The sequence below is a fragment of the Obesumbacterium proteus genome, from assembly GCF_001586165.1.
GTDB classification, from domain to species: Bacteria; Pseudomonadota; Gammaproteobacteria; order Enterobacterales; family Enterobacteriaceae; genus Hafnia; species Hafnia protea.
Genome location: NZ_CP014608.1, coordinates 42617 through 68495, shown reverse-complemented (window position 1 = coordinate 68495; position 25879 = coordinate 42617). Strand labels below are relative to the sequence as shown.

At 47.8% G+C, this 25879-nt stretch carries 27 protein-coding genes and 1 tRNA gene; 12 read left to right on the top strand and 16 right to left on the bottom strand.

The genetic code is table 11. From position 1 onward, the window contains the following. Window positions 1–19 precede the first annotated feature (19 nt). On the top strand, window positions 20–682 hold the full coding sequence (locus DSM2777_RS00345; RefSeq protein WP_061552836.1) for an N-6 DNA methylase: 663 nt from the start codon (window positions 20–22) through the stop codon (window positions 680–682). 72 nt (window positions 683–754) lie between these two features. Here DSM2777_RS00345 and DSM2777_RS00340 read toward each other — a convergent pair whose 3' ends face one another. The 7 genes from DSM2777_RS00340 to DSM2777_RS00310 form a co-directional block, all read right to left on the bottom strand. Further along, entirely contained in the window at window positions 755–1297 is a 543-nt protein-coding gene (locus DSM2777_RS00340; RefSeq protein WP_237087801.1) for a serine acetyltransferase, read from the bottom strand. A gap of 189 nt (window positions 1298–1486) precedes the next feature. Beyond that, complete coding sequence (locus DSM2777_RS00335) at window positions 1487–2032, bottom strand: hypothetical protein (protein WP_061552835.1); 546 nt, start codon at window positions 2030–2032, stop codon at window positions 1487–1489. Between the two features lie 50 nt (window positions 2033–2082). Further along, complete coding sequence (locus DSM2777_RS00330) at window positions 2083–2814, bottom strand: hypothetical protein (RefSeq protein ID WP_061552834.1); 732 nt, start codon at window positions 2812–2814, stop codon at window positions 2083–2085. A gap of 50 nt (window positions 2815–2864) precedes the next feature. Then, window positions 2865–4073: a conjugal transfer protein TraF gene (locus tag DSM2777_RS00325; protein WP_061552833.1), complete on the bottom strand. Its 1209-nt coding sequence runs from the start codon at window positions 4071–4073 to the stop codon at window positions 2865–2867. A gap of 93 nt (window positions 4074–4166) precedes the next feature. Continuing rightward, window positions 4167–5135 carry a hypothetical protein gene (locus DSM2777_RS00320; protein ID WP_061552832.1) on the bottom strand — a complete coding sequence of 323 codons (969 nt, stop codon included), beginning with the start codon at window positions 5133–5135 and terminating at the stop codon, window positions 4167–4169. Between the two features lie 231 nt (window positions 5136–5366). Next, window positions 5367–5588, bottom strand: coding sequence for a hypothetical protein (locus DSM2777_RS00315; RefSeq protein ID WP_061552831.1), 222 nt, complete (start codon window positions 5586–5588; stop codon window positions 5367–5369). Beyond that, window positions 5588–6139, bottom strand: coding sequence for a hypothetical protein (locus DSM2777_RS00310; RefSeq protein WP_061552830.1), 552 nt, complete (start codon window positions 6137–6139; stop codon window positions 5588–5590). Before DSM2777_RS00310 ends, DSM2777_RS00315 begins: the two co-directional genes overlap by 1 nt. A gap of 192 nt (window positions 6140–6331) precedes the next feature. On the opposite strand from DSM2777_RS00310, the gene DSM2777_RS24815 reads away from it, so the two are divergent. Beyond that, on the top strand, window positions 6332–7825 hold the full coding sequence (locus DSM2777_RS24815; protein ID WP_061552829.1) for a TraI domain-containing protein: 1494 nt from the start codon (window positions 6332–6334) through the stop codon (window positions 7823–7825). A gap of 34 nt (window positions 7826–7859) precedes the next feature. After that, on the top strand, window positions 7860–8816 hold the full coding sequence (locus DSM2777_RS00300) for a tyrosine-type recombinase/integrase (RefSeq protein ID WP_061552828.1): 957 nt from the start codon (window positions 7860–7862) through the stop codon (window positions 8814–8816). Window positions 8817–9081: 265 nt separating this feature from the next. Here DSM2777_RS00300 and DSM2777_RS00295 read toward each other — a convergent pair. Beyond that, window positions 9082–9157 (bottom strand) — tRNA-Phe (locus DSM2777_RS00295). A 517-nt stretch (window positions 9158–9674) separates the two neighbouring features. Between DSM2777_RS00295 and speFL the strand changes: the two genes are divergently transcribed. From speFL to nikR, 5 genes are all read left to right on the top strand, one after another. Further along, the gene (gene speFL / locus DSM2777_RS24025; RefSeq protein ID WP_016361109.1) at window positions 9675–9779 is read left to right on the top strand and encodes a leader peptide SpeFL; all 105 of its coding nucleotides are present in this window, start codon (window positions 9675–9677) and stop codon (window positions 9777–9779) included. Between the two features lie 326 nt (window positions 9780–10105). Continuing rightward, window positions 10106–12268 (top strand): ornithine decarboxylase SpeF, encoded by a 2163-nt coding sequence (gene speF, locus DSM2777_RS00290; RefSeq protein ID WP_046460131.1) that lies wholly within the window; start codon window positions 10106–10108, stop codon window positions 12266–12268. 118 nt (window positions 12269–12386) lie between these two features. Continuing rightward, window positions 12387–13709: a putrescine-ornithine antiporter gene (gene potE / locus DSM2777_RS00285; protein WP_061552827.1), complete on the top strand. Its 1323-nt coding sequence runs from the start codon at window positions 12387–12389 to the stop codon at window positions 13707–13709. A 154-nt stretch (window positions 13710–13863) separates the two neighbouring features. Next, window positions 13864–14532, top strand: a complete 669-nt coding sequence (locus DSM2777_RS00280) for a glutathione S-transferase family protein (protein ID WP_046460133.1) — start codon at window positions 13864–13866, stop codon at window positions 14530–14532. Window positions 14533–14608: 76 nt separating this feature from the next. Further along, window positions 14609–15070 carry a nickel-responsive transcriptional regulator NikR gene (nikR, locus tag DSM2777_RS00275; protein ID WP_025798588.1) on the top strand — a complete coding sequence of 154 codons (462 nt, stop codon included), beginning with the start codon at window positions 14609–14611 and terminating at the stop codon, window positions 15068–15070. Window positions 15071–15205: 135 nt separating this feature from the next. On the opposite strand, the gene mltC is transcribed toward nikR, so the two are convergent. The 3 genes from mltC to mutY all read right to left on the bottom strand — a co-directional run bounded on the left by mltC (window position 15206) and on the right by mutY (window position 17825). Further along, window positions 15206–16285 carry a membrane-bound lytic murein transglycosylase MltC gene (mltC, locus tag DSM2777_RS00270; protein WP_046460134.1) on the bottom strand — a complete coding sequence of 360 codons (1080 nt, stop codon included), beginning with the start codon at window positions 16283–16285 and terminating at the stop codon, window positions 15206–15208. Window positions 16286–16367: 82 nt separating this feature from the next. Continuing rightward, entirely contained in the window at window positions 16368–16640 is a 273-nt protein-coding gene (locus DSM2777_RS00265) for an oxidative damage protection protein (RefSeq protein ID WP_025798592.1), read from the bottom strand. 51 nt (window positions 16641–16691) lie between these two features. After that, on the bottom strand, window positions 16692–17825 hold the full coding sequence (gene mutY / locus DSM2777_RS00260) for an A/G-specific adenine glycosylase (RefSeq protein WP_418008864.1): 1134 nt from the start codon (window positions 17823–17825) through the stop codon (window positions 16692–16694). Window positions 17826–18096: 271 nt separating this feature from the next. On the opposite strand from mutY, the gene trmB reads away from it, so the two are divergent. Next, window positions 18097–18813: a tRNA (guanosine(46)-N7)-methyltransferase TrmB gene (gene trmB, locus DSM2777_RS00255; RefSeq protein WP_061552826.1), complete on the top strand. Its 717-nt coding sequence runs from the start codon at window positions 18097–18099 to the stop codon at window positions 18811–18813. Next, a complete protein-coding gene (locus DSM2777_RS00250) occupies window positions 18813–19139 on the top strand; it encodes a YggL family protein (protein ID WP_025798599.1) in 327 nt (108 codons plus the stop codon). Before trmB ends, DSM2777_RS00250 begins: the two co-directional genes overlap by 1 nt. 132 nt (window positions 19140–19271) lie before the next feature. Here the strand turns inward: DSM2777_RS00250 and DSM2777_RS00245 are convergent, their stop codons facing one another. Next, complete coding sequence (locus DSM2777_RS00245; RefSeq protein ID WP_061552825.1) at window positions 19272–19766, bottom strand: hypothetical protein; 495 nt, start codon at window positions 19764–19766, stop codon at window positions 19272–19274. Window positions 19767–19973: 207 nt separating this feature from the next. Between DSM2777_RS00245 and glsB the strand changes: the two genes are divergently transcribed. Continuing rightward, window positions 19974–20900, top strand: coding sequence for a glutaminase B (glsB, locus tag DSM2777_RS00240; RefSeq protein ID WP_061552824.1), 927 nt, complete (start codon window positions 19974–19976; stop codon window positions 20898–20900). A 14-nt stretch (window positions 20901–20914) separates the two neighbouring features. After that, complete coding sequence (locus tag DSM2777_RS00235; RefSeq protein WP_061552823.1) at window positions 20915–21643, top strand: YggN family protein; 729 nt, start codon at window positions 20915–20917, stop codon at window positions 21641–21643. A 42-nt stretch (window positions 21644–21685) separates the two neighbouring features. Here DSM2777_RS00235 and mdoC read toward each other — a convergent pair whose 3' ends face one another. The 4 genes from mdoC to fucK form a co-directional block, all read right to left on the bottom strand. Then, the gene (gene mdoC / locus DSM2777_RS00230) at window positions 21686–22816 is read right to left on the bottom strand and encodes a glucans biosynthesis protein MdoC (RefSeq protein ID WP_071889840.1); all 1131 of its coding nucleotides are present in this window, start codon (window positions 22814–22816) and stop codon (window positions 21686–21688) included. Window positions 22817–22940: 124 nt separating this feature from the next. Beyond that, the gene (gene fucR, locus DSM2777_RS00225; protein WP_046458239.1) at window positions 22941–23696 is read right to left on the bottom strand and encodes an L-fucose operon activator; all 756 of its coding nucleotides are present in this window, start codon (window positions 23694–23696) and stop codon (window positions 22941–22943) included. Window positions 23697–23775: 79 nt separating this feature from the next. Continuing rightward, window positions 23776–24201, bottom strand: a complete 426-nt coding sequence (gene fucU, locus DSM2777_RS00220) for an L-fucose mutarotase (protein WP_046458240.1) — start codon at window positions 24199–24201, stop codon at window positions 23776–23778. Window position 24202: 1 nt separating this feature from the next. Next, the gene (fucK, locus tag DSM2777_RS00215; RefSeq protein ID WP_061552821.1) at window positions 24203–25666 is read right to left on the bottom strand and encodes an L-fuculokinase; all 1464 of its coding nucleotides are present in this window, start codon (window positions 25664–25666) and stop codon (window positions 24203–24205) included. Between the last annotated feature and the right edge of the window lie 213 nt (window positions 25667–25879).

Genomic DNA, 25879 nt, shown 5'->3' with positions numbered 1-25879 from the left:
GAGATATGCGATAAAAATCATGGTTGATCATAAGAAACAATTCATCTCAATTTTCAATGAAACCGCCCGCTATCATCACCGTAATAAAGTCTTCCGAGACTTTATTACCCTTGCTGCAGCGTCGATTCATAACGGAATAAACTGTAATGACGAGCTGGAAAATGAGTACATGGAAACCGTAAGCCAGTACGAGGCAAAAGATGCTGAGCGGATGGCCATGTTACTGGCAGAGGTTGTCATGGGGCTGGAAGCTGGGAGTGGTGACTTCCTGGGCTCGCTTTACATGACACTGGAACTCGGTGAAGCAGCGCGTGGTCAGTTTTTTACGCCGTTTTGCGTCTCACGAATGATGGCAGAAATGCAGTTGGGTGATATCGACAGCCTGCTGGCCGATAAACCTTTTTTTACTGTTTACGAGCCGGCATGTGGTTCTGCTGGCATGCTCCTGGCTATTGCAGAAGTCTTACGCGAAAAGGGATTCAATCCAACGCGACGTCTGTGGGTTTCCTGTACCGATATTGATACTGTGGCATCCGGAATGGCCTATATACAATTGTCTCTGATGGGGGTAGCAGGTGAAGTTGTTACGGGCAACGCACTGAACGGTGAACGCAGGCGAGTGATGTATACGCCGGCGCATTGGATTGGAAACTGGTCATTACGTCTAAGAAAGACAAATTAAGTTGTGAGTAAGCAAAAGTTAAGCCTCTTTTTTTGAAGAGGCTTTTTTATTGGCGTGTCGTTTGATACACAATCAATGCTGATTAGTAGACTCGATGTTTTTAATTACGATCTGAGTAGTTTTTTGACTATAAACAAGGGCGTTTGCGGGGATATCTTTATTGATAAATGACATTGCCCCAATAGTGACATTGTCTCCAATAACTATGTCCCCAAGGATGCAGGAGTTAGCACCGATATCGACGTTATTACCGATTGTGATATATCCTATATCAGGTGTTGATTTTTTCCTTCCAATAGTCGTGTTTTGACGGATATTCACATTGTCGCCAATCACACATTCAGCTCTGATTACGATCCCCACATAATGGTTTATTTTCATACCGGTTCCGATATGCGCAGCAATGCTTATGTCTGCACCATACTTTCTGGCTAAGTTAACTCCAATTATTTTGGCGATTCTCTGCTGACGAGATGATGGGGATTTATACAAATAGTTTGCAATTCGCCACCAAAAGTAGAAGCGTTTTTTGCGATTAAAAGCAACACGGTGAAGAACTTTCAACCATGAGAATGCCTTGCCCCATCTCTTTTTATCACTTCTATTCTTAAACATTCCTTCAAATGTTCATAGTCTGTAACTTTATTACTTTTGGAACTGACTATAGAATTATCCATATTGTATTACCGTTAAATAAAAGCAATTAAGCACTTATCGGCATTGAACAAATAAACTTTAAAAGTATAACTTGGGTAGAGGATATGCCCGAAAAATCGTGTACGGGTTCTGATGGATAAGGGATGCCTAACGAATTTTACCTTCCGCCACTGGTCCAATTTGCGCCCAAAGCTTTTTCGTCCAGGCTTCTTTCAGATGAGCTGGATCAGTTGAGCGATAGGTTGCAATGACCTGACTGTGACTCCCTTCGCGACTGACCTCAAGAGTTAGGTGGTCCGCTTTTCCCCATATACGGCTCATACGGTAGTAAGAGCCTGGCTGGGCGCTCCAGTCAGTGCCTTCAGCCATCGCGCTGGCGACCCAACCCGAGTTCCCTTTACCGCTGTTACCGGCTGCGGTGATTTCATCGGTTGAGGTAAAGCGGTAATAACGTTTCAGTCTTACAGCGGCTGTATCGATATCTGCATGCACCGTCAGGGTTTTGCTGACTTCACCCCATTCAGGTGATTTCACATTGTCGTTTGAAGCATTTGAAGGCATCAGCGAGGAACTCAGGGTGCTGACCTGATGCGTTATCGCGTTCAGGTCGTTATTGCTGCATCCTGTCACTCCTAGCAGCATTGCTATAACCAAAATGGCAGGGGTAAAGCGAAGTTGTTTTACGATCGTCATGTTATATCTCCGTTAAAGGGGCTTGCATGCAATGCCTGCCCCGGTCAGATTCAGAAGTTGATATAAGTCGCGTGAACTATCCAAACCAGGTAGCGATTCCCCATGCGGTTAACATTCAATAACGCACCGCCGTTTTTAATCAGCATTCGCCCGCTGCTGCTAGCGATGTCATTAACCCCACTGCCAGAACCTACTGGCAAGCCTGCTATAAGCTTGAAGTTCAAAAACGTTTGAATCTGAGAGGTTGAATCTTCGTTGTCTGCGTTGCGCGAAAGGCTCAATATTTTTTGATTGAACGTTTCAGACGATGGCTTCAAGAACGTGGTTGAAGGGACAGCCTTCATGTTGAGTTCAGCGCGGAAAGTTCCAGCAGACGAAACTAATTCCAATGGCAGTGGTTCCCCAAAAATAGACATCGCATGCCAAAGCACTAAAGGATCTAATGTTCCTGATTGCCTAAAAGTGTCAGCAGCGACAGTGCTTTTATCGGGTGAAATTACCCTTTGGCCCTCGACCTCATCAGGCTCCCCCTCAGGGAGTGTATTAAGTGATTGGAGAATGTTTTTGAGCGCGTCAGGGCGCGTCGGCGTAAACATCCAAACTGATACATCATAAGAAACGCAGCTCCCACAAGCCTGCGGAATTAAGACTTCTCCGGCTGCCTTTTCTGTTGAATTGGTAAGTGTCGAGGCTCGCGCGTTCGCGGCGGTAAGGAGCATGCTACTTAGCACCGCGATGACTAAAATGACCGAAGGTAAGTGGCGTTCTTTTACTGCTGTCATGGTGTTTCTCCATTGAAGGAAAAGGGCATGTTGAGCATGCCCAATGAGAATCAGAAGGTCACAGAGAGCTGAGCCACGGCTCCATAAGTACGATCTGTCCCGGCCATGCCGGTCAGATCGAGATGAACGACGTCGAATGGGGAAATACCAATACCTGCTGTCACGACGTTGTTGTCACTGTTACGTATGTCAACGCGGTAGCCGGCGCGCAGCTGCGCCCAGGACCAGGCATTGAGCTCTGCACCGACGCCGGCATATTGTCTTTTCTCATCGGAGGTGAATCCGCTGGCGGGCGTCATGTCTACGTCGGCTGCAAAAGTCACGAGCCCGTTACTCCAGGCTGTGCCCGCAGTAGCCTGAGGGCGGATTTTGAAGTTGTCCTGCAGGCCATTCACTTCACGGGTATCAACATTGCGTGCCACGAGGTTTTGTCCAGCCAGGGCGATAGTCCATTCAGGCGTCAGGTCAGCAGAAAAACCAAGGTCAACGTTGGCGCCGCTCTCTGAACGCTTCCAGTCACCGCTGCGAAAGTCGGAGGTGCTGTAGTTATTGATGGCTACGTTGTAATTCCAGGTATCAACACGCTGAAATTTGGGAATGATCCCAACCGATACAGGAATATCACCCAGTGTAAAATGATGTGCCATCGCGATGCCGTACTCGCTCACCAGAGCTGCCACGCCTTCAGCGCGTGAGGTGAGGCTGTTAAGGGCAGTTTCATCGGGATGAACCAGGCCAGCACTGGCGGCATCGAGATAAGCCAGATCGCTGTTGCTCACCTCAGCGCGGGCTTTCGCCTGACCCCAGCCTTTAATGACCAGAGCAAAGGGCAGTGTGTCATTAGGTATGGCAATCACTACGCCTGCGCCGGCATTCGCTCGGCCGCTGTGGCCAGAAATATCGGTCAGCGATTTCTTGAGTTCTGTCGCTGAGGAGGCGCTGTTGCCGGTGCCGCTGGCATTCTCGAGGTCATCCCAGGCATGCTTGACGTTATCAAAGCCGTCCTGCAGGTTGTCCGGGTCACTGACCTGGGCGCCCACGGTTGGCAGGATAATGCTGAGGTTATTTCCGGGTTCTGACTTTGTTAGTAAGGCCGGGTTAAGCAACGGAGCCGCGCCGTATTTTGATGAAGCAACGCCGGTTCCTCCCATCGCATCGTTCCTGGCTTCAAACCAGGTGCCGGCAGCATGTGCCGCGGGCAGTGAAGAGACCAGCCCGGCAAACATCAGACAGCGTGTTATTAACGTGGCTTTCATCATTATATTTTCCTGTGCAGTTTATGTTTTTTAGGTAAAAGAATTCCCTGGTGCAGACGCACCAATAAAAAGATTTGCTACTTAACGAGTTTATTATTAGTTCAAATTATCTATTTCTTTTAGCCACTCCTCTGTGACGTATTTCTCCGGATAATGCAGCAGATTAAGTTCTTCTTTTTCCCATTGATTCAAATAATTCTGGTTTAGTCGATTATCCAATAACATGACGGGCAAGACTTTACCGGATGACAAGAGTTTTAAAGAAGAGACGTCTGTTGTGCAGGTTGTAACAATGGCCCGTCTTTTCTTTTGTAAGACACCGCAATAGGCCATGAAATCAATAAAGAGCTGTTCGTGTCCGCCATACGGTATTTGTTCGCCTAAGTATTCAGCAACGCGCAGGGGGAACCCATTTTTCAATTTCACAGTGATTAAACACACGCCAATCAGCGTTTCATAACTGAAGTGAACGACTGAGGGAGCCAGAGTATCCCGAATTAAAATAATCTGCGGTAAGGCTTTTAATGAAACATCCGCTATTTTATTGCTAATTTGCAGTGCTAACTTATGCCAGTCGGGATTATTGCCGGGTGCGACAATTGGTGATGATGACGCCGCTGTTAGCCAGCTTTTATTAATGCTAAACCACTCCGCTATTTCGGAAAGCAAAGGGTCAGTCAGATAATCCATGGTGCGCTCACGGCTTTCCAGTACGCTCAGTCCGATATTCCACGGTGACAGCAGCGTCGCGACGTCAGTGATGTTCAAACCGTGGGCGTCCATAAGCAGTTGAAACCGTTCCACGACCTGGGTAGCGCGTGTTTGAAAGGGGGACAGCGTTTCCCTTATCACGCCTTCAATTAAGATATTGATGAATTCAGACGCTGATATGCCCAGTTTTGCAGAGGCGAGTGTTATGTACTCACGGATCCCAGGTTTAAATCTTACCGCCAGCGGGTCGCCCGATTTTTTACTTTCTGTCGCCGCTGCGCTGAGCAGGACGTTGAGTTTATCGTCCTGTTCCAGGGTCAGGCGTGAAAGCAGTGACGTGACACTAAGACTCATGAGACTCCCCGGTGTTGAATAGGATGTTGGTATAACCAACTAAAATTTATGATTTTTATTATTTGTATTCGATGTGAATACAATAATCGGGTGTTGTGCTTTTGTATAACGGACAATTTCGATCGTTCAGATCGATACGTTTCATGTAGCCAGTATGAATACGTTGAAACAGAGATTTAACGGGAAATTATGTATTCAGATTTACAAATTAATATTCCGGGATAGAGCTATTCACCGCTGTTTTCGTCTCCAGAGACGAATTATGTTTCCAAACAGCGGTTTGTATTCTTCCTCCAGTGGCCAGCCAGCGATGAAGCCTTTAATCCATAGTAAGAGACGATCAAAAGGACTTAGTTGGTAATTGTAATGAAAGGCCGCTTCTTCCTCCTCACAGATGTTCCTGCAGGCGCGTTCGGTGGCTTTCATCAGTTTCCAGGAGAGCATCGTCGTCATTACCTCTTTTCTTTTTTGCGTATCACCAGGACGCCGCATTGCATTGAGGGAGTGTACCAACGCCATTCCTTCAGAAATGTGTCGATCTGCAAGCCAGTTCGTTCCGCGTGGCCGATGGGTCTGCTAAGGGTGTGGCAGAAATAATGATCTGCGGGGAAGTGTCGTAACAACCGGGCTGTTCGTCGGGGACTGAGCAGGTGAGACGACAGGATAATTGTGTGCTGGGGCGTTTTCATGGCAGTGCGGAGAGTGTCTGACAGGGCATGCCAGTAACCTTTCATATCCCGGATCCCCGGCTGGCCGACAGCAAGCCAGGGATTGAGGTGTAGCCATAACCGGCGTCTCTTTTTCATCAATACGAAGGGGTATGGCCTGAGATTAAACACAACTTTTGCCAGGGGGTTGAACAGCGCGGGCGTACCGGTGAGCGTGATAAATACGATCAGACTGTCCAATGTGAAAAGTCCATTAGTGATGAGGGTTGTGAGCGCTGAGCAAATCAACATCCAGCAGGTGATTATAATGGCCACAGGAACAGCGTTCGATTTCATGGCGGTTTCTTCTCTTTGAAAAGCCACATTCAGGCACGTTTGGACGCTCATGGCCTGCAAAAATTATTCATGCAGATCCAAAAAATAAAGATCAAGGGGTTAATCGAGGAAACGAATATAGAGTTCTCGCTTGCCAGAAAAGGGGGAAAGCATAGCGTAATGCCCCTTTATCGATGACTGACGGGGGCGGCAATGCTGAAGTGGATGACAGGCAGATTTCATAATCAGAAAATAGATACCGCACCGAAGGTGCGTAAGGAGTCAGAGAGACCAACTGCTGCGGGGTGGTTTTTACCGCTGAGCGCAGATGCACTGTTGTCCACGCGACACAGAAAACAGGCGCTGCAGCAATTATGGGACAATAGCCCTTTCTCCAGGCCAGTTTGGGAGACATTTTGGCTGGAGCCGGTGAAGCGGCTGGCAGTGAGCCTGCAGCAGCTGCCGGCTGCGTCATCGGGACCCTACGCACTCGAAGGCGGCATGCTAGATGAAGCGCTTGAGGTGGCCGTTTGCGCGGTGAGGTTATCCAGGGGATGGATGCTGCCGCCAGGGGCACCCCCGGAAGAACAGTCGGCGCAGAGCGCAGCCTGGTGTACAGCCATTTTCTGGGCAGCATTGATGCATGACCTGGGCAGCCTCGAACAGATGGCGGCTTTCTACGAAGATGGCCGCCGGTGGTTTCCAGGTCTGGGGATGCCTGAAGCTCCCTGGCGGATGAAATTTTGTGAGCAAGACACAAATTCTGCAGTTCGCGCTGCCACTTGCGCTTATCGCCTGATACCTTACGAAGGGCTTATTTGGGTAGCGCGCTGGCCAGCGCTGGCTGACGCATTACTGGTTTACCTGTCAGGTAATAAACCTGCCGGGGCCATTCTTCATGCCGCAGTGAGTGAGGCTCGCGAAAAATGTGGACTGTTCGCTCAAGACACATTTGCTCAGCCTTCAGTCAAACTTGCCACAGATAATACTGAAGCCTTAAGTCAGAGCGCCTCTTCTGATCCTGCCGAGCATCCTACTAATGAAATTCCTGTTCAATCCTTTGTTTCCAATGAAATTGACGACAATAAGATATCTTCACTAAGCAGCGCGGATGCTCTTCCGATCATGCCAGAACTGGTCTCAGCTATCGGCCAATCCAGTCAGGCCGAAAGTCTTGCTGATGTGCATGCAGATATGCCGTCAGAGGGAGTAACCCCCGGTGATTTGTTGACGCTGCTGGATAAAATGACAAACGCTGAAGTAGTCGATGAAACAACCTCTGATGATAACCCCGTCGTGGAAACATTAAAGCAGTCTGATTCTGCCAGAACATTCACATTGGGCGAACTTTTTTGGGACTGGCTGGTTGATTCCATTGAGAAAGGGGCACTCAGTGTTAATGCACAGGACAGTCTGTTGCATGTTATGGCTCAGTACGTCTTTATTCAGACGCCGGATTGTTTTTACCGATATCTGGCGACACAAGAAAAAACAGAGTCAGACAAAGATGATATTCAAAAAAGTTTTGAAGCGCTGAACAAACATTTTTCAAGAAGTGGAAAGGGGATATACATCTACAAGAAATATGAGAATGAGGGCCGTGAGGGGCGTTTTACCCGAATGTCAGGCTATATGGTTTTTGCAACACAACTGCTTAAAGAAGGTGTCGTTCTATCTGACAGTCAGTGGTTGTCACCTAATAAATAGTTAAAGCATTTAATTGATGTATAGGGAGAGGAAGATGGAATTAATTAGTTATGACGATATCCTTAAGGACTACTTTTTTAGTAAGACATTGAGGCCAGCCACTGAGTGGAGTTATAGAAAAGTTATCAATTCATTCCGACGTTATATTGGAGATAACGTTTTCCCAGGTCAGGTTGATAGACTAACAGTTTTAAACTGGCGTCGGCATGTTTTAAGTGAGCAGGGACTATCATCAATAACTTGGAATAATAAAGTTGCTCATATGCGTGCAATTTATAATCATGCACTGCAGCAAAAATTCGTTACTCTAAAAGATAATCCCTTCAATGGTGTGATTGCCAGACCAGATATCAAAAGGAAAAAAACGCTCACCGAGTCAGAGATTAAAAAAATATATTTATTACTCGAAGCGAGAGAAAAAGAGGAAAGTTTGGGGATAATTGAAAAATCACGCTCGGCTCTGCGACCGGCATGGTTCTGGCTCAGCGTGGTAGATACGCTCCGTTATACCGGTATGAGGCAGAATCAGCTACTCAACATCCGCCTGGAAGATGTTCACTTAGAAGGGGGATGGATAAATTTGCGTCCTGAAGCTTCAAAAAATCACAGAGAACACCGGGTTCCGATTACGCGATTATTACGACCAAGGCTTGAACGATTGATGCTGGCTGCGGTTGAGCGCGGAGCAGCACATGGCGATATGTTATTTAATGCGAGCAGGTTTGATGGGCGAAAAAATATCTTAACAGACGTGATGGCTTATCAACCCCTGCGTGGCTTCTTCCGCCGACTTTCAACTGAGTGCCAGTGTGTTATTACGCCACATAGGTTTAGGCATACCATTGCTACCGACATGATGAAATCCCCTGATCGTAATCTGAAAGTTGTTCAAACACTGTTAGGGCACTCAAGTGTTGCTGTCACACTGGAGTACGTTGAAGGCAACATGGACAGTTTACGTATAGCGTTAGAGGAGGTTTTTGGTCGCTAGGATTAATCTAAAGTGAAATCTAAGTGACTGAAAGCAAAAAAATGAAGCTTTTCTTTACATAAGATTGACACTACCGGTGGGATACTGTCAAAATTCTTATCGGAAGGACGTGAGAAAGCCAGAGAGTGCGACGAACACTCTCCGGCTTCTTAGTCCCGAATGTTCAACAATCGATGCGATAAGCGTATTTATCACATGAAGCTGTTTCGGGTACTTATGTCATGCCCGTTAAGGATCTCAACCCTTAACGGACAGGCTCTGAAGATGGTGCCCGGACTCGGAATCGAACCAAGGACACAGGGATTTTCAATCCCCTGCTCTACCGACTGAGCTATCCGGGCAACGGGGCGCATTAAACCGTATCAGCGGCGCCGCGTCAATAAATTTATCACTTTCATGGTTTAAGCGCTCAATAAAGACGCATTGCTCGTGATGAGATGCAGGTCCTGAGAGATAAAAACCATGGTTCAAAATTATATAGTCAGTGGTGTTAATTTGTTAGATGAATTTTTAAGCATTTTTATCAGTTAAAAAATCATATGAGGCGTCATAGCGCAGCCAAAGGTAAAACATTTTGTTTACAAATACGCATCAATAAATAATAAAACCGCATTATTTGTATCAGCCAAAAAATTCAAGGTTGCCGAATTCCTTTAATGATAGGATTTATTTTAATAATACAGATAAAAGGAATTCGTTACATATTACTAACTATTACTGGTGCTTAAATATGCATTCAAGGCTGGACAATAGTATTTTTTTATTTATTATATACCTCGTAAATGTGATAAATATCACGGTTTACATAATCGCACGGGTTACAATGTCCTCGGTTTCCACATAAAGAGGAAATAGGAAATGGAAAATAACAATAAAGCTATGCCGCATATCCGACGCGTCACTCATCTGATGATGATGGCCCATCGTAGCTGCTTTGACTTTCACCTTTTCAACTCTAAATAATCCCCCCTCCTACGGCGTCCGTTGTTGCGGATCGTCATGCTTGCCCGATCTCATTCGTTGGTAAATCTAGTATCTATCTGAATAATCTAGTTTTATCCATAATTCGGTAAGCAGATTTTGACTATCCCAATAAACTCATGCGCCAATCTGGTGGCTTAGCCACCTGGCATTTATCTACCTATTCCAGTAATTCAGTAACCTGAATTATTGCAGGGTAATATTGCCTTTAAAAAATAATTACGCTTCGGATCCCTAAGGGGAATATCTGACGGCTATGCTTTACCCTAAATTAATGACTATTAATAAAATAAGAGACCATAAATAAAATGGAAAAACTAAAAATAGCAGTTAATAACAACACCTCTGAATGCTTTAGTACTGAACGCGAAACTGTAGATATTAATAATACTAACTTTACTGACGTTTCCGCTGCCGTTATTTCCGTTGAAGATGCGGTTTCAGGCATGCTGGATACGATTGAACAAACTGGTTTCGGTATTCCTGTTTTTGTTGCCGTTTGCTGCGAAGAAGAATTGCCAGCAGAAGTGCTGCCACGCGTGACTGGCGTGTTTGAGCTGTGTGATGGCAACGTTGATTTCTACGGCAAACAACTGGAAGCCGCTGCGGTTAAATATGAGAAAGAGGTTTTGCCTCCTTTCTTTGGTAGCCTCGTTGAATATGTGCAGCAGGGTAACGCTGCATTTGACTGCCCAGGGCATCAAGGTGGTCAGTTCTTCCGCCGCCATCCTGCCGGTCGCCAGTTCTTTGATTACTTTGGCGAAACATTATTCCGTTCTGACCTGTGTAACGCTGACGTATCAATGGGTGACTTGCTTATCCATGAAGGCGCTCCTTGCACCGCGCAGATGCATGCGGCCAAAGTCTTTAACGCTGATAAAACTTACTTCGTATTGAACGGGACTTCTTCTTCAAACAAAGTCGTGCTGAATGCGATGTTGGCTCCGGGCGATTTGGTGCTATTTGACCGTAACAACCATAAATCTAACCACCATGGTGCGTTAATTCAGGCGGGTGCAACACCGGTATATTTGGAAACTGCGCGTAACCCGTTTGGCTTTATCGGTGGTATTGATTCCCACTGTTTTGAAGAGAAATATCTGCGTGATTTAGTGCGTGAAGTGGCTCCAGAGCGCTCTGCAGAAAAACGTCCATTCCGCCTTGCGGTTATTCAGTTAGGTACCTACGACGGTACTATCTATAACGCCCGCCAAGTCGTTGATAAAATTGGTCATCTGTGTGACTACATCCTGTTTGACTCTGCATGGGTAGGCTACGAACAGTTCATTCCAATGATGAATGATTGCTCTCCTCTGCTGTTAGAACTGAATGAAAACGATCCTGGTATTTTGGTAACTCAGTCCGTTCATAAACAACAGGCTGGTTTCTCTCAGACCTCACAGATCCACAAAAAAGATAAACATATCAAAGGCCAAGATCGCTATGTAAATCATAAACGCATGAACAATGCTTTCATGATGCATGCGTCAACCAGCCCATTCTATCCATTGTTTGCTGCGCTTGATGTGAACGCCAAGATGCATGAAGGTGAAAGCGGAAAACGCATGTGGATGGACTGCGTTAAAGTCGGTATCGAAACACGTAAGCTCCTGTTAAAACTCTGCAAACATATTCGTCCGTTCGTTCCAGCAACCATCGATGGTCGTAAATGGGAAGATTTTGATACCGAAGAAATGGCTAACGATCTGCGCTTCTTCGACTTCATCCCAGGTGAACGTTGGCACTCATTTGAAGGCTACGCTGAGCATCAATACTTTGTAGACCCATGCAAACTGATGCTGACCACGCCGGGTATCAACGTGCAGACCGGTGAATACGATAAGTTTGGTGTTCCAGCCACTATCCTTGCCAACTTCCTGCGTGAGAATGGCATTGTTCCAGAAAAATGTGACCTGAACTCAATCCTGTTCCTGATGACGCCTGCGGAAGATATGGCGAAGATGCAGCACCTTGTTGCACAAATCGCTCGCTTTGAACGCCTGTTAGAAGAAGATGCGCCGCTGTCGGAAGTGCTGCCATCCATCTACAAAAACTACGAAGAACGTTATCAGGGTTACACCATCCGTCAGCTGTGTCAGGAAATGCATGACCTGTACGTCAGCCATAACGTGAAACAGCTGCAAAAAGAGATGTTCCGCAAAGCTCACTTCCCGAAAGTGGTGATGAATCCACAGCAGGCGAATATCGAGTTTGTCCGTGGCAACGTTGAACTGGTTGCGCTGAATCAGGTTGAAGGCCGCATCGCCGCTGAAGGTGCACTTCCTTATCCTCCAGGTGTTCTGTGCGTCGTCCCAGGTGAAATCTGGGGTGGTTCTGTACAGCGTTACTTCTTGGCATTGGAAGAGGGCATTAACCTGCTGCCAGGGTTTGCACCTGAATTACAGGGTGTCTATATCCAACAGGACGAGGATGGACGTAAACGTGCTTATGGTTATGTTATTAAACAATAAATTAGAAATCGTTTCTCGGCAGGGGTACTGGCCGAAACTGATTTTCCGATAAAAGAAACAGCGGGGAGCTGCGACGTTTCCAGCTCTCCGCCAATAGATTTCATAAGAGAGATTGTTTATGAGTACGTCTAAAAGCAGTAACAAAATGGGCGTCGTTCAGCTCACAATTTTGACAGCGGTTAACATGATGGGGTCAGGGATCATCATGTTGCCGACCAAATTAGCGGAAGTGGGTACGCTTTCCATCGTTTCATGGCTGGTGACAGCGTTAGGGTCGATGGCCTTGGCCTATGCGTTTGCTAAGTGTGGGATGTTTAGCCGTAAATCAGGCGGTATGGGCGGATATGCAGAATATGCTTTCGGCAAATCCGGTAACTTTATGGCGAACTACACCTACGGTGTATCTTTGCTGATTGCTAACGTGGCAATCGCCATTTCGGCTGTAGGTTACGGTACTGAGTTAATGGGAGCCAACCTAACGCCACTGGGAATTTGTATCGCCACTATCGGCGTGCTGTGGCTGGCGACTATCGCCAACTTCGGTGGCGCACGCATCACTGGCCGTATCAGCGGCGTGACCGTTTGGGGTGTCATCATTCCTGTTGTTGGGATTTCCGTTATTGGTTGGTTCTGGTTTAGTCCAACCATGTACGTACAATCATGGAACCCACATCATTTACCTGTATTTGAGGCCGTCGGTTCTTCTATTGCCATGACGTTGTGGGCATTCTTGGGCTTAGAATCAGCCTGTGCGAATACCGACGTTGTTGATAACCCAGAACGTAACGTTCCTATTGCCGTATTAGGCGGTACATTGGGCGCAGCGGTTATCTATATTGTTTCTACTAACGTGATTGCCGGTATTGTGCCAAACATGGATTTGGCTAACTCAACCGCGCCGTTTGGTTTAGCGTTTGCCCAAATGTTCACGCCGGGCGTGGGTAAAATCATCATGGCTCTGATGATTATGTCCTGCGTAGGTTCATTGCTGGGTTGGCAGTTCACCATCGCGCAGGTATTTAAATCCTCTGCGGATGAAGGCTATTTCCCTAAAGTTTTCTCTAAATTGACCAAAGTTGAAGCCCCGGTAAAAGGCATGATCGTTATCGTGATCATCCAAACCGTGCTGTCTTTAATGACTATTAGCCCATCACTGAATAAGCAGTTTAACGTGCTGGTTAACTTGGCGGTGGTGACCAACATTATTCCGTACATCCTTTCAATGGCGGCGTTGGTTATTATCCAGAAAGTGGCGAAGGTTAATCCTAGCAAGGCGCGTATGGCGAATATCATCGCGTTTATCGGTGCTATGTATAGCTTCTACGCGCTTTATTCATCTGGCGAAGAAGCCATGATGTACGGTGCGATTGTGACCTTCTTGGGATGGACGCTATACGGTCTGATTTCTCCACGTTTTGAAATTCAGGACAAAAATGTTTAATAGCGACTTTTAATCAAGCTTATTAAGCACTTGTTTTACCCCATGAAGAGAGCCCATCAGCGGCTCTCTTTGTTTTTTCTCATGCACGTAATCTTCTGTGTGATTTTGTCACTGCTGTCTATAGTTAGAAAACATCAGCCAGCGGAGTTAGCCAATGATTACGGTTCACCATCTTAACAATTCGCGTTCCCACCGTGTGCTTTGGACCCTAGAGGAGCTTGGGTTGCCCTATCAGATTGAGCAATACCAACGCGATCCCGTGACCATGCTGGCGCCTGAATCGCTGAAGAAAATTCACCCGCTGGGCAAGGCTCCGGTTCTGACTGATGGAGAGTGGACCATTGCGGAATCAGCCGCCATTCTTGAATATCTACAAGATACCTACGACCATTCGGCGCTGCTAAAGCCACAAGAAAAACCAGAGCGCATGCAATATCGCTATTGGCTGCACTATGCCGAAGGATCGCTAATGCCGTTATTGGTGATGAAGCTGATTTTTAATCGTTTGGGCAAAGCGCCGGTTCCGTGGCTGATTCGCCCAATTGGAAGCCTGCTCGGCAAAGGCGTGCAGCGCGGTTATCTCGATCAGCAGCTGGCGACGCATCTTCGTTTTATTGAAAATCATCTGAGTAAAAATAACTGGTTTGCGGGGGATCATTTTAGTCTGGCTGATATACAGATGAGTTTTCCGCTCGAGGCGATGAATATCCGCACTGGTTTAGATAAAGCCCCTCATGCGCGTGGCTTATTGAAGCGTTTGCATGCCAGACCCGCCTATCTTCTTGCGTTAGAGAAAGGTGGCCCAATGGAGTTGATGGATTAGCTGACCGAGGTCGTTTTTTTCAGCATAGGAACAATGTCATACTCTGAAGAATCATGCCGCTTCAGGAATTAACTTTATGCAACGAGTCACTCTTTCATTGGACGACGATTTGATGGCAGAAATTGATGCCATCATCAAAGAACGTAATTACCAAAACCGCTCAGAGGCAATCCGTGATTTGGCTCGGGCAGGGCTGCAAGCCACGGCAACGCCAACGTCGAATGATGAAACCAGCAACTGTGTGGCTGCGCTGTTTTACGTTTACGATCATGAAGCGCGTGAGCTTTCTAAGCGCCTGACGAAAAGCTTCCACGATCACCACGATCTCTCCCTTGCAAGCCTGCATGTGCATCTCGATCACGGGAGTTGCCTCGAGGTTTCCTTGCTGAAAGGTGCGACGGGTAAAGTGAAAGGGTTAGCCGAGAAGGTGATTGCTGAACGAGGCGTCCGCTACGGCAAACTGCTGGTTGTGCCGGGTGAAGAGTATGAACATCAGCATGAAGATGGGGAAGGGCATCACCACCATCATCATGATTAATTTCCAGTTATAGCATTTCCCACATTTCACCCTAACCTCTCCTAAGCAGGAAAGGTCACCGTTCGGCGCTCAATAGAAAACTCGGTCGGAACCTCCCCCTGCGAAGGGGGAGGCTGGATAGGGTTAATGCAAAACCTATTTCCCGCGACGATAGCTCTTCTGGGCGTTGTTAACTTTGTATAGATAACGACGAGATTCGCCCGATGGGTGCTTATTGGTTAGCGTTTCGTACACATCACCCGGCGTTAGCTGGTTGATTATACTGACCGCGCGGTTACGATCGCTGGAGAACACGCGCAGCACGCTACCGGCCCCACCGTTATAGGCGGTAATAACGGCATAGCGGCGTGAGGTTGGGTTCTGAATACCACCCAAATAGTTGTTCTGCAAAATCGCCAGATAAGCAGTACCTGTATCGATATTGTTTTCTGGATCAAACAGATAGCTGCGGCTTGGCGTACCCCATTTCCCTTTCTGCACGAATACGTCTTTACCCGCCGTGTGCTGAACAACCTGCATCAGGCCGAGTGCATCCGATCCGCTTACCGCATACGGGTTAAAGCTGGATTCAGTTTGCATAATAGCCAGAATCAATGACTCATCAACGCCATATTTTTCAGAGGCTTTGCGCACCATGCCAAGGTATTTATGCGCACGCTTATCCAAGTGGTTAGGCACCAGTTGAATGGTCACGGAGTAAATCACGTGCAGGCCAGACGTTCGTTTCATCAGCTTATGCTGGATCAGATAGTCGGCAAAGTTACTGGCACGTCCTTGCCAGCGAATCGGCTGGCCGGTGTTATCTAGCACCTGCCCATACAGGAACGGTTCTTTACTGATCTGAATATCGTTCACATCAGAATAGAGATCGATAGACCCCGGATCGTCACCCATCAGCAAAGTACTCACGATCGCCTGTTTTAAACTGGCTGCGGGATCGGTTGGTGAGATGGTCTCGATGGTGATCTGGCCGGAATCAAAGTTGATGTGGCTACGCGTCAGGTATTGACCGGTATATTTTACGTAGTCTTTTGGACCCGCAATCAGTACCTCGTTAATGCCCCAAATGTTTTCAATGTTATGGGCAAACTGTCCCATCAAAATGTCAAAGCCATTGGTATCTTTGACAAAGGCTTCGCTGTTCTGAGTATTTTTCTTTCCAGAACAAGAGATCAGCAAGGGTGCGATCAGGATCAATGCTAAAACTTTCTTCATCTTCACAGCCATATTGGATGAAAAATGGGTCTAAAATTGCGGGCTTAACGTGATTAACCCCGCAATATACTTATTAGTAAGCTTACTGACTTGGCGGCGTGTAACCTTCGATATGCACGTCGTGGCCTTCAAACAGGAACTTCACCATTTCCTGTTCCAGCAGTTTTCGGTCGTCAGGGTTCATCATGTTGAGCTTTTTCTCGTTGATGAGCATGGTTTGTTTCGACATCCACTGCGACCACGCTTCTTTAGAGATTTCGTTATAGATCCGCTTACCCAGTTCACCCGGATATAGCTGGAAATCCTGCCCTTCGGCTTCTTGATTCAGAAATGTACAAAAAATCGTTCTACTCATGATTATTCCTCATGTGGTGAGCCTGGTTCAGTTTATTGAAAGTCATAACTTTCACTTAGCAACGGGCTCTTTTGCCAACTGCTGCAATAAACGTTCCACGGGGGCTGCCAGACCGACAGACGGTGGCTGGGCTAAGTTATACCAGAGTCCAGTTCCTTCATCCATGCAGTGGCTGTGCTGTGTTATATCAAACCAAATTGGCACGATATCTAAATGAAAATGACTAAAGGTGTGGCGAAATGAGGTTAGCTGATGAAGCTTCGGCTGACCCATGCCCAATGACTTAACGTGCTGACGCAATTCGTCTTCGCTGGCGAACTGTGGGAAGCAATATAAACCGCCCCATAGCCCAACGTTAGGGCGCTGCTCCAGCCAGACCTTATCGCCTATTTGCATCATTAAGAAATAGCCGGTTCGTTCGGGAATAGTCTGCTTCGGTTTCTTGCCCGGATACTGGCTCCAACTGTTGTTGGCGTAAGCCATGCATCCGTTGCTTAGCGGGCACAGTTCGCATTTTGGTTTGCTGCGCGTGCAAACTAATGCGCCTAAATCCATCATCGCCTGATTAAATTGGCTAACGCCTTTGGCCGGAGTGACGTCTTTACTGATTTGCCACAGACGGTTTTCAACCTCTTTTTTACCCGGCCAACCGTCAACCGCATAGCAGCGAGCCAATACGCGTTTTACGTTTCCGTCTAAAATAGGGTAATGCTGACCAAGCGATAAAGAGAGAATCGCGCCTGCGGTAGAACGCCCAACGCCGGGCAGTGCGCAGACATCTTCAAAAGAGGTTGGGAATTCACCACCGTGCTTTTCAACGATGGTTTGTGCAGCTTTATGCAGATTACGCCCGCGAGCGTAGTAGCCTAGACCGGTCCACAGGTGCAGAACCTCATCCTGAGGCGCAGCGGCCAGCGCTCGCACGTCAGGGAATTTTTCCATAAAACGCAGAAAATAGGGGATCACGGTCGCAACCTGAGTCTGTTGCAACATGACTTCTGAAAGCCATACTTGATAAGGTGTTTTTGGACTTTGCCACGGCAAAGTTTTGCGTCCGTAGCGGTCGTACCAAGTTAGCACCGACTGCGCGAACTGTTGCGCGAGCATCATAAGCGTGAAGAGTTCCCAATAGGCCGCGCTTGTTAAGAAAGCGAAGCCAATAAAAATAGGCAGCGATTGCAGCACAGAGCCTACCTGCTGTAAACCGGATCTTTCTCAAGCTGGTGCTAATAGGCGATTTCCTGTTATCCGCAGGGGGCTGGTTATACCTAAAAGGGTGATGTGATAACGATGATTAATACGCGTTTTATTCAACGATTAACGCTAATTAATGAAAGTTTCTGACTAGAGCTTGCTAGTAGCTGTTAAAATCAAAACTTGTTAAAACGGGCCAATTTTGCATAATGCGCGCTCACTTTATGTTAAACATCCACATTCAGGCAGATGAAGCACCACTATGAATGACGTTGTATCACCGGAATTTGATGAGAACGGCCGCGTTATGCGCCGTATCCGCAGTTTTGTACGCCGCCAAGGGCGTCTGACCAAAGGGCAGCAGTTTGCGCTGGATAACTTCTGGCCGGTGATGGGCGTAGATTTTCAGCCACAGCCGCTGGATCTGGTTGCTTTATTTGGCCGTGAAGCGCCTACCGTGCTTGAAATCGGCTTTGGTATGGGCGCGTCGTTGGTTACCATGGCGCAGCAGCATCCTGAGAAAAACTTCCTCGGCATCGAAGTGCATTCGCCAGGCGTGGGTGCATGTTTAGCCGCAGCTTATGAAGCGGGCATCACCAATTTACGCGTGATGTGCCATGATGCGATTGAAGTACTGGAACAGATGATCCCGGAGAATTCGCTGGCCATGGTTCAGCTATTCTTCCCCGATCCATGGCATAAGGCGCGCCATCATAAGCGCCGCATCGTACAGGCTCCGTTTGCGCAGCAGATTAAGAGCAAATTAAAAATCGGCGGCGTTTTCCATATGGCAACTGATTGGGAAAACTACGCCGAGCATATGCTGGAAGTGATGAACAACGCACCAGGTTACAAAAACCTGTCCAGCGATAATACATACGTCCCTCGGCCGGACTCGCGTCCATTAACGAAGTTTGAACTGCGTGGTCAGCGTTTGGGGCATGGCAACTGGGATTTGATGTTTGAGAGGGTAGAATAATGGCTAAAAACCGCAGCCGTCGTTTGCGTAAAAAGATGCATATCGATGAGTTTCAGGAATTAGGTTTCAGCGTAAGCTGGAACTTTGAAGAAGGCACCGGTATCGACATTATCGACACTACCGTTGATAAATTCATCGATGAAGCGATTGAGCCAAACGGTCTGGCATTTGATGGCAGTGGCTATCTGGCGTGGGAAGGTCTGATTTGCCTACAGCAGATCGGTCAGTGCACCGAAGAACATCAGAAGCTGGTTAAAGACTGGCTGGAAGCACACGGCATGAAAAATGTTGTCGTGAGCGATCTGTTTGATGTTTGGTGGGATTGATTTCCACAGGTATAAAAAAACCCGCTTCGGCGGGTTTTTTATTGTTTTGCGAAAGGTATGCGCACAATTTTATCGTTTTTGACTGCCAAATCGAAGGCTTGTTTGGCAAGTTGCATACCTAAAATCTTTCGTTCACGTACCGTCATTTTTTTGAGTTCTGAAACTGGGGGTCTTGAAAGCATAACCGAGTTCTCCAGGGCCAATATTGTTGTTGAGTTCAAAATTTAACCTATTTTCGCCCCTACGCACAAGCCTATCGTAGAAATGTTTTAAGCGTATATTCTCAGCGTTGGCAAAATAGGATTTTGCATTAAATGTTTGATAATGCTGTTCAATAATTTGAGTAAGAATCTGGCCAAGCATCAATAGTTCTCGATAACCAAAGCGCGTTATTTGTGAAACTGGAGAGGCGTAAAAATGACCAGACTCAAAGTTATCTTGGCGATCGAATTTGACGTCATAACTAGGTTCTTGCAATAAAAAACCAACCTCCTCAGATCTAAACATTAAGTAGCTGGCATCATTAAGATCTACCAAAGAAAACAAACAGGTAAACGGTTGATTATGGATGCTGAAATGGCATAGATGCAGGGTGAAGCCCCCCTGTTTTAGCGCTAGAAATTCCATGTAATTTACTCTCTGTCCATAGCGTTAATTTGCGCAATCTAGCTCTGATTATTTTAATCTTCTAGTGAGATCCACAGGTTATGGAATGCTGTTCGCAAAGTTATTTTGTATCCATGTTATCTCTCCGCTACTCCTTTCCGTTCCGGCGCATTTGCTTTATCCTCCCGCCCGTTATGAACGTATTTTGGATGCATTGTGGAGTAGCGTGTGGCGACTAAGCTGAGTAATCAACTGCTGGAAGATATTCTGGCTCAGGTACGCCCTTTGATCGGGCAGGGCAAAGTGGCGGACTATATTCCGGCTTTGGCTGAAGTGCCTGCGGATAAGCTGGGGATCGCCGTGTGTACCGTCGATGGCGAAACCTATCAGGCGGGTGACGCAGACGAGCGCTTTTCTATTCAGTCGATTTCTAAAGTATTGAGCTTGACCGTGGCACTGAGCCGCTATGCGGAATCGGATATTTGGGCGCGCGTCGGTAAAGAACCGTCTGGTCAGCCGTTTAACTCGCTGTTGCAGCTTGAGCTGGAGCAGGGGAAGCCGCGTAACCCCTTTATTAACGCAGGTGCGCTGGTGGTGTGTGACATGCTCCAGTCGCGTCTGAGCGCGCCTAAGCAGCGCATGTTGGAAGTGGTGCGAGCGCTGTCCGGTGAGCCGGATATCGTGTATGACGCACGCGTTGCGCGCTCTGAGTTTGAACATTCAGATCGAAATGCGGCTATTGCGTATCTGATGAAGTCGTTTGGAAACTTCGAAAATGACGTAATTACGGTGCTGCAAACGTACTTCCATTACTGCGCTTTAAGAATGAGTTGTATGGAACTGGCGCGCACTTTTGTCTATCTTGCCAATAACGGGCATTCTCCTGCGTTGGATGAGCCTCTCATCAATGAGCGGCAGAACCGCCAGATTAATGCCATGATGGTCACCAGCGGTATGTATGATGGCGCTGGCGAATTTGCCTATCGTGTCGGGATGCCCGGCAAGTCAGGCGTGGGCGGTGGCATTATTGCCGTTGTTCCACATGAAATGAGTATCGCAGTTTGGTGTCCGGAACTGGATGCCTCTGGTAACTCACTGGCGGGAACCGCCGCGCTTGAGATCTTAGCGCAGCGCATTGGCCGCTCGATTTTTTAGGAGAGAAAGAACGCATGATTCGTAAATTAGGGTTATCTCTGCTGATGCTAACCGCGTGGCAGGCACAGGCGGCATGGGAATGTAACGTTAAACCGCAAGATGACATCATTATCAATCCGCAGCAGGTACAGATCGTGGGTGCCAGCGGAAATCTTACCATTGATAAAAACGGCAATATGACCCGCGACGGCCAAGCCGTAGCGCTCAGTGCTAAAGCGAAACAGCAGGCGGTGAATCTGCAATCCGGTATTCGTTCTGATTTTCCGTGGATCGATCAGGGTGCTCAGCAGCGTTTGGAGAAAGCCCGTGTTTCTCTGGATAAAGTGATCGTTGAGCAGGTGGGTAGCGACAGCAATATTCGTAACCGCCTGACTAAGCTCGATTCTCAGCTCAAAGAGCAGATGCAAAAAATTCTAGAAAAGCGTAGCGATGGGTATACCTTCCATCATCAAGCCATTTCTAAAGTTGAGCAGGAAGGTCAAAACTTGGTAAACCAGACCATGGGTGGTGTTCTGCAAGACAGCATCAATGAAATGGGGCTAAAACAGGCTGCGAATGCGACCAAGTCCGATAATCCGTTGCAGGCCATCATGGGCAATCTGGGTGGGTTACAGCAGGCGATCCGTACCGAGTGGAGCAAGCAGGATGATGACTTCAAAGCTTTCGGGAAAGACGTTTGTACACGCATTACTGCGCTCGATAACCAGCGTCAGGCGCTGATTAAAGAGCTGCCAAAGGCGTAAATGAGACAATAATTTGCCAGCCGCTCGGGCTGGCAAATTTTATCATTTCAGTGAATTCACCACCGGTTTCTGAGGCTTACCCGAAAACAGGTAGCGCAGCAGAGGCACTCGGCGATGTATCTCATACAGCGCTAACGATCCTAATACCACCAGCGTGACGCCAATAATGAATCCGACGAATGGGTTCGGATGCGCGTTTTCCATCAGGCTGCCGTAGATAATCGTCAGTGGATGATGCACCAGATAGATAAACAGCGATGCGCCAACAAAGTAGGTAACGCCGCGTGATTCTCGGTTTAACAGGCGGTGACCCAGCGTGAGCACGACTTTAGTCATCGTCAGGCCAATGATGAAAATCAGGCAAAACTGCACGCTGAGCTGAAGCGGTGCGAAGACCTGTGTATTTTCATTCAACATATATAATCCCACCGACGCCGCAGCAATCAAGCCATCGCTGAATGACACCCGCGTAATATTTTCTTTATGTTTTATATGCACGAATGCCACGGCACCTAGCAAATAAAACGGGAAATACATCAACGTATTCACCACTAAAAAGTTAAATAACGCTGAGCCGGTAACGCCAGGCATGAAGGTCGCACAAAGCTTGTGTAGAACGGCAAAAACTACGCCCAACGCAATGAAAATGGGCAATAACATGTCGGTTGATACTTTGCTCCAAAGCCCGCGATTCACGATGGCGTTAAGCAGCGGTGCGCTGATAACGGTAAGCAAACTTAGCGTGAGTAAAAACCAAAGGTGTGAAACCAGATACCACACGCAAATATTGGCTTTTTGCCACAGATTAGCCTGATCCCAGTCGCCGATCCCCGAGGTGTGATGCAGGATATACCAGAACTGAGGCAGCGTGATCAGCACCATCGCGGCTGCCATGGGGATCAATAATCGCGTTAGGCGAACGTTCAGCCATTTTTTTAGCGGGTATCGCTGATACAGCATGCAGGAAAAATAGCCTGAAATAACAAAGAAGACCTGCATGCGAAAGGCGTGAATGAAATCATTAAATAAGCTGAGTGTCAGGCTTTCAGGCGTACTATTCACCACCCAATGGTGGGCTGAATAGACTAGTGAAACATGGAAAGGTATCCCCAACAGCATGAGCGTAGCGCGGATATAGTCTAGATAGTGTTCTCGTTGGATAGTTTTAGCCAATGCGTTATACCTAAAAATCCTGTCAGATGAGCAATAAAGTGGCGTAACTCTAGGGAGATAATGCCCATCCGGCAAGCGTTCGCATGCATTTTTGGATTAATCCGTGGTTAAATAAGATTTCAGGCTAACGGCTGATACCCTCATATTCAGCCTCAGACAAAGCGTCATTTTCCGGCGATTCTAAATTCGTTATCACCTGCACCACATCGCTAATATCACCAATCTTTATTTCGCTGGTGCGATTCATTTTGCTTTTATCTATCAGCAATAAAGATTGTAGTGCACGCTTAAGCAGCAGCGATTTAAATTCAGCGCTGTAGCTGTTGGAATCCCATAAAACACCTTCTTTATCAACGCCTTCACACGAGAAGATAAAGAGATCGATTTCGAGTTCTTTAAGCTGGGAGAGAATAGCTGGATTGATATAACACGCATATTTACGCTGTAGCAGCCCACCGGAGCTGATGAGCTGGATATGCTCTCGTTTCGACAGTTCTTGGCAAATGCGCACGCTGTTGGTGAACACGGTGATATCAATATCAGGTAGCTGTTTCGCCAAATACCAGCAGGTTGAGCTGGCATCAAGGGCGATCGTCATGCCTGCATCGATCCATGGAAGCGTTTGGCGCGCTATATCGGCTTTGCTGGTGAAGTGGCTTTTCAAGCGAGCGCTGAAGGGATCGCCGTTGTCTTGCGTATCGCGCTTAATACTTTTGGCGCGGCCATGTTGGCGGATGATCTTACCTTGCGCCTGTAGCGCATTGAGATCGCGCCGGATCGTCTCTTTGCTGACATGCAGCAGCTCGGCAAGATCTTCGGTGGTCAGGGTTTCATGCTGTCGGATGAGTTGTACGATGGCCTGATGGCGATCTGTTTTCACGATGGCTCTCCTCTCACGAAAAACCATGCGCCGAGTTCTGGCCTGATGGCTGGCGCATGGTTAAATCCAGAGCAAGAGATTAAGGCGTCACCCCTTTTTTTAACAGTATATTCCCGTATTTAGCCGTCTCGCCTGTGATGACGATCGCAAAGGCCTTTTGGGCGCGTTCGTAAAAGGCAAAGCGATCGATACGAGTGACCGAAAGATCGTGGCGATCGGTGCTCGATAATGCCTGCAAATAGCGCTGCTCCACGCTGGCATCCAGCGTATCGCCTTCAACCGCAGCCATCATGACCAACGGCGGGGCGTAGCTATCGAGTTCAAACAGCGGGATGATGGCGGCCAGTAAATCGCTGACGCGCAGCCCGTCGGCTCGAATGACCTTTGGCCCCATACTATGAGCGGGAAAATGCGCATCGGAGAAAATGATTTCATCGCCGTGCCCCATCTCTGCCAAGGTCTTGAGCAATTGAGGTGAGATCAGCGGAGAGATATTTTTCAGCATTTTATACTCCTTCCATAAGCAGATTATTTTCGTGGGCAAGGGATTGATAGATCTCGCTTTGCTCACCGGGATAATAAAATTGATAGCGATAATTCACCTGCTGGCGCGCCTGTTCTGGCGAATCGTAGTAACCCACGCCGCTCCAAGCGAACATCGCAGCGCCTAGCACGGTGGTTTCTGCATCGTGCAGTACTTTGACCGGAAGGTTTAAAACATCGGCTTTAATCTGGTTCCACAGCACGTTTCGGCTGCCGCCGCCCACCAGCAACAGTTCCTTAGAGGCAAATCCACCAATGTTTTCTAGCACCGAGAGATTTTGCTGTAGTTGCCAAGAAAGCCCTTCGAGAGCTGAGCGGTAGAAATGGCCGCGTTCGGTATGCAAACGCATGCCGCGCCAACCGGCTTGAGCGTGGCTATCAAGCAGCTGACAGTTCATGCGCAGGCCTTCCGCACCGGGGCGAATTACGCCAGCTTCGGTAATCATTTGAGCGTAGGCATCGGGGACTTTTTCATTAGGCCAATAGAGCTGGCGTACTCTTTCCAACACGCCGGATGCCAACCACTGAAGACCGGGGTTAAACAGGCCTTGGCAGCTATCAAGTTCGCAGGTCGAACCGGCAAAACGCGGCAGCAGCGACGTATTTACCTGCGGTGTACGCACCATCAGAATTTCCCATGTACCGGATGACAACACGGGCTGATCAAGTTCGGCACCAGAGCCAAACAGGGCGAACTGGGTATCATGACCGGCTGAAATCACCGGTGTGCCTACGGGAATGCCAAGACGCTCGGCCATTTTCGGTATTAAGCTGCCAACATGTTCCCCTGCCGCGACCATGCGCGGGAAGAGCGAAGAGGGAAGGCCGGTGCGTTGTAAAATAGTCTCGCTAAACGTTTCTTGGCGCACGTCGAGTAGCTGGCTGGTGCCTGCCATAGTGCGATCGGTGGTGAATTCGCCGGTCAGCCGGTGGTTAATCAGCGACGAAATAAACAGCCATGCATGCGCTTGTTCTAATAATTCAGGCCGATTTTCTTTTATCCAGATCAGCTTATACAAAGTATTAAAGCTAAATTGGCCGATGCCGGAAATGGTTTGCAGTTCGCCGGGCGTAATATAGCGATCGATTTTCTCCATAATTGCCGCCGTTCGCGGACACTTCCAGCTAATCACTGGATAGAGTAGTTCGCCATTCTTATCGACCAGCGCACCGTCAACGCCAAAGGTGGTCACGCTCAGCGCATGAATTTGGTAGCCGCTTAGCTGTGGCATGAGCTGCTGACAGCAATCGGCAAAGCGCTGCAAAATGTCATCTAATGACCAGATATGCCATTGGTCATTTTCTGCGGCGGGCTGGCTCGCATTGGCGGTGGACGCCTTAGCGACCACAATGCCTTTGGCGTCTACCGCCATGGCGCGAATATTGGTAGCACCGCAGTCTAAAATGATCACCACATCATGGTTCATGGTGGCTCCTAGTGAATAAATATAAACAGGTTTACCCCACCCCAACCCTCCCCTTGTCAGGGGAGGGAGCCGTTCAGTGACATAAACCGAACTCGGTATGCCCCTCCCCCTGCGAAGAGGGAGGCTGGGAGGGAGTAAATTCCCCGCCGTTCAGTGACGCAAACCGAACTCGATATGCTCCTCCCCTGCTAAGGGGGGAGGTTGGGAGGGAGT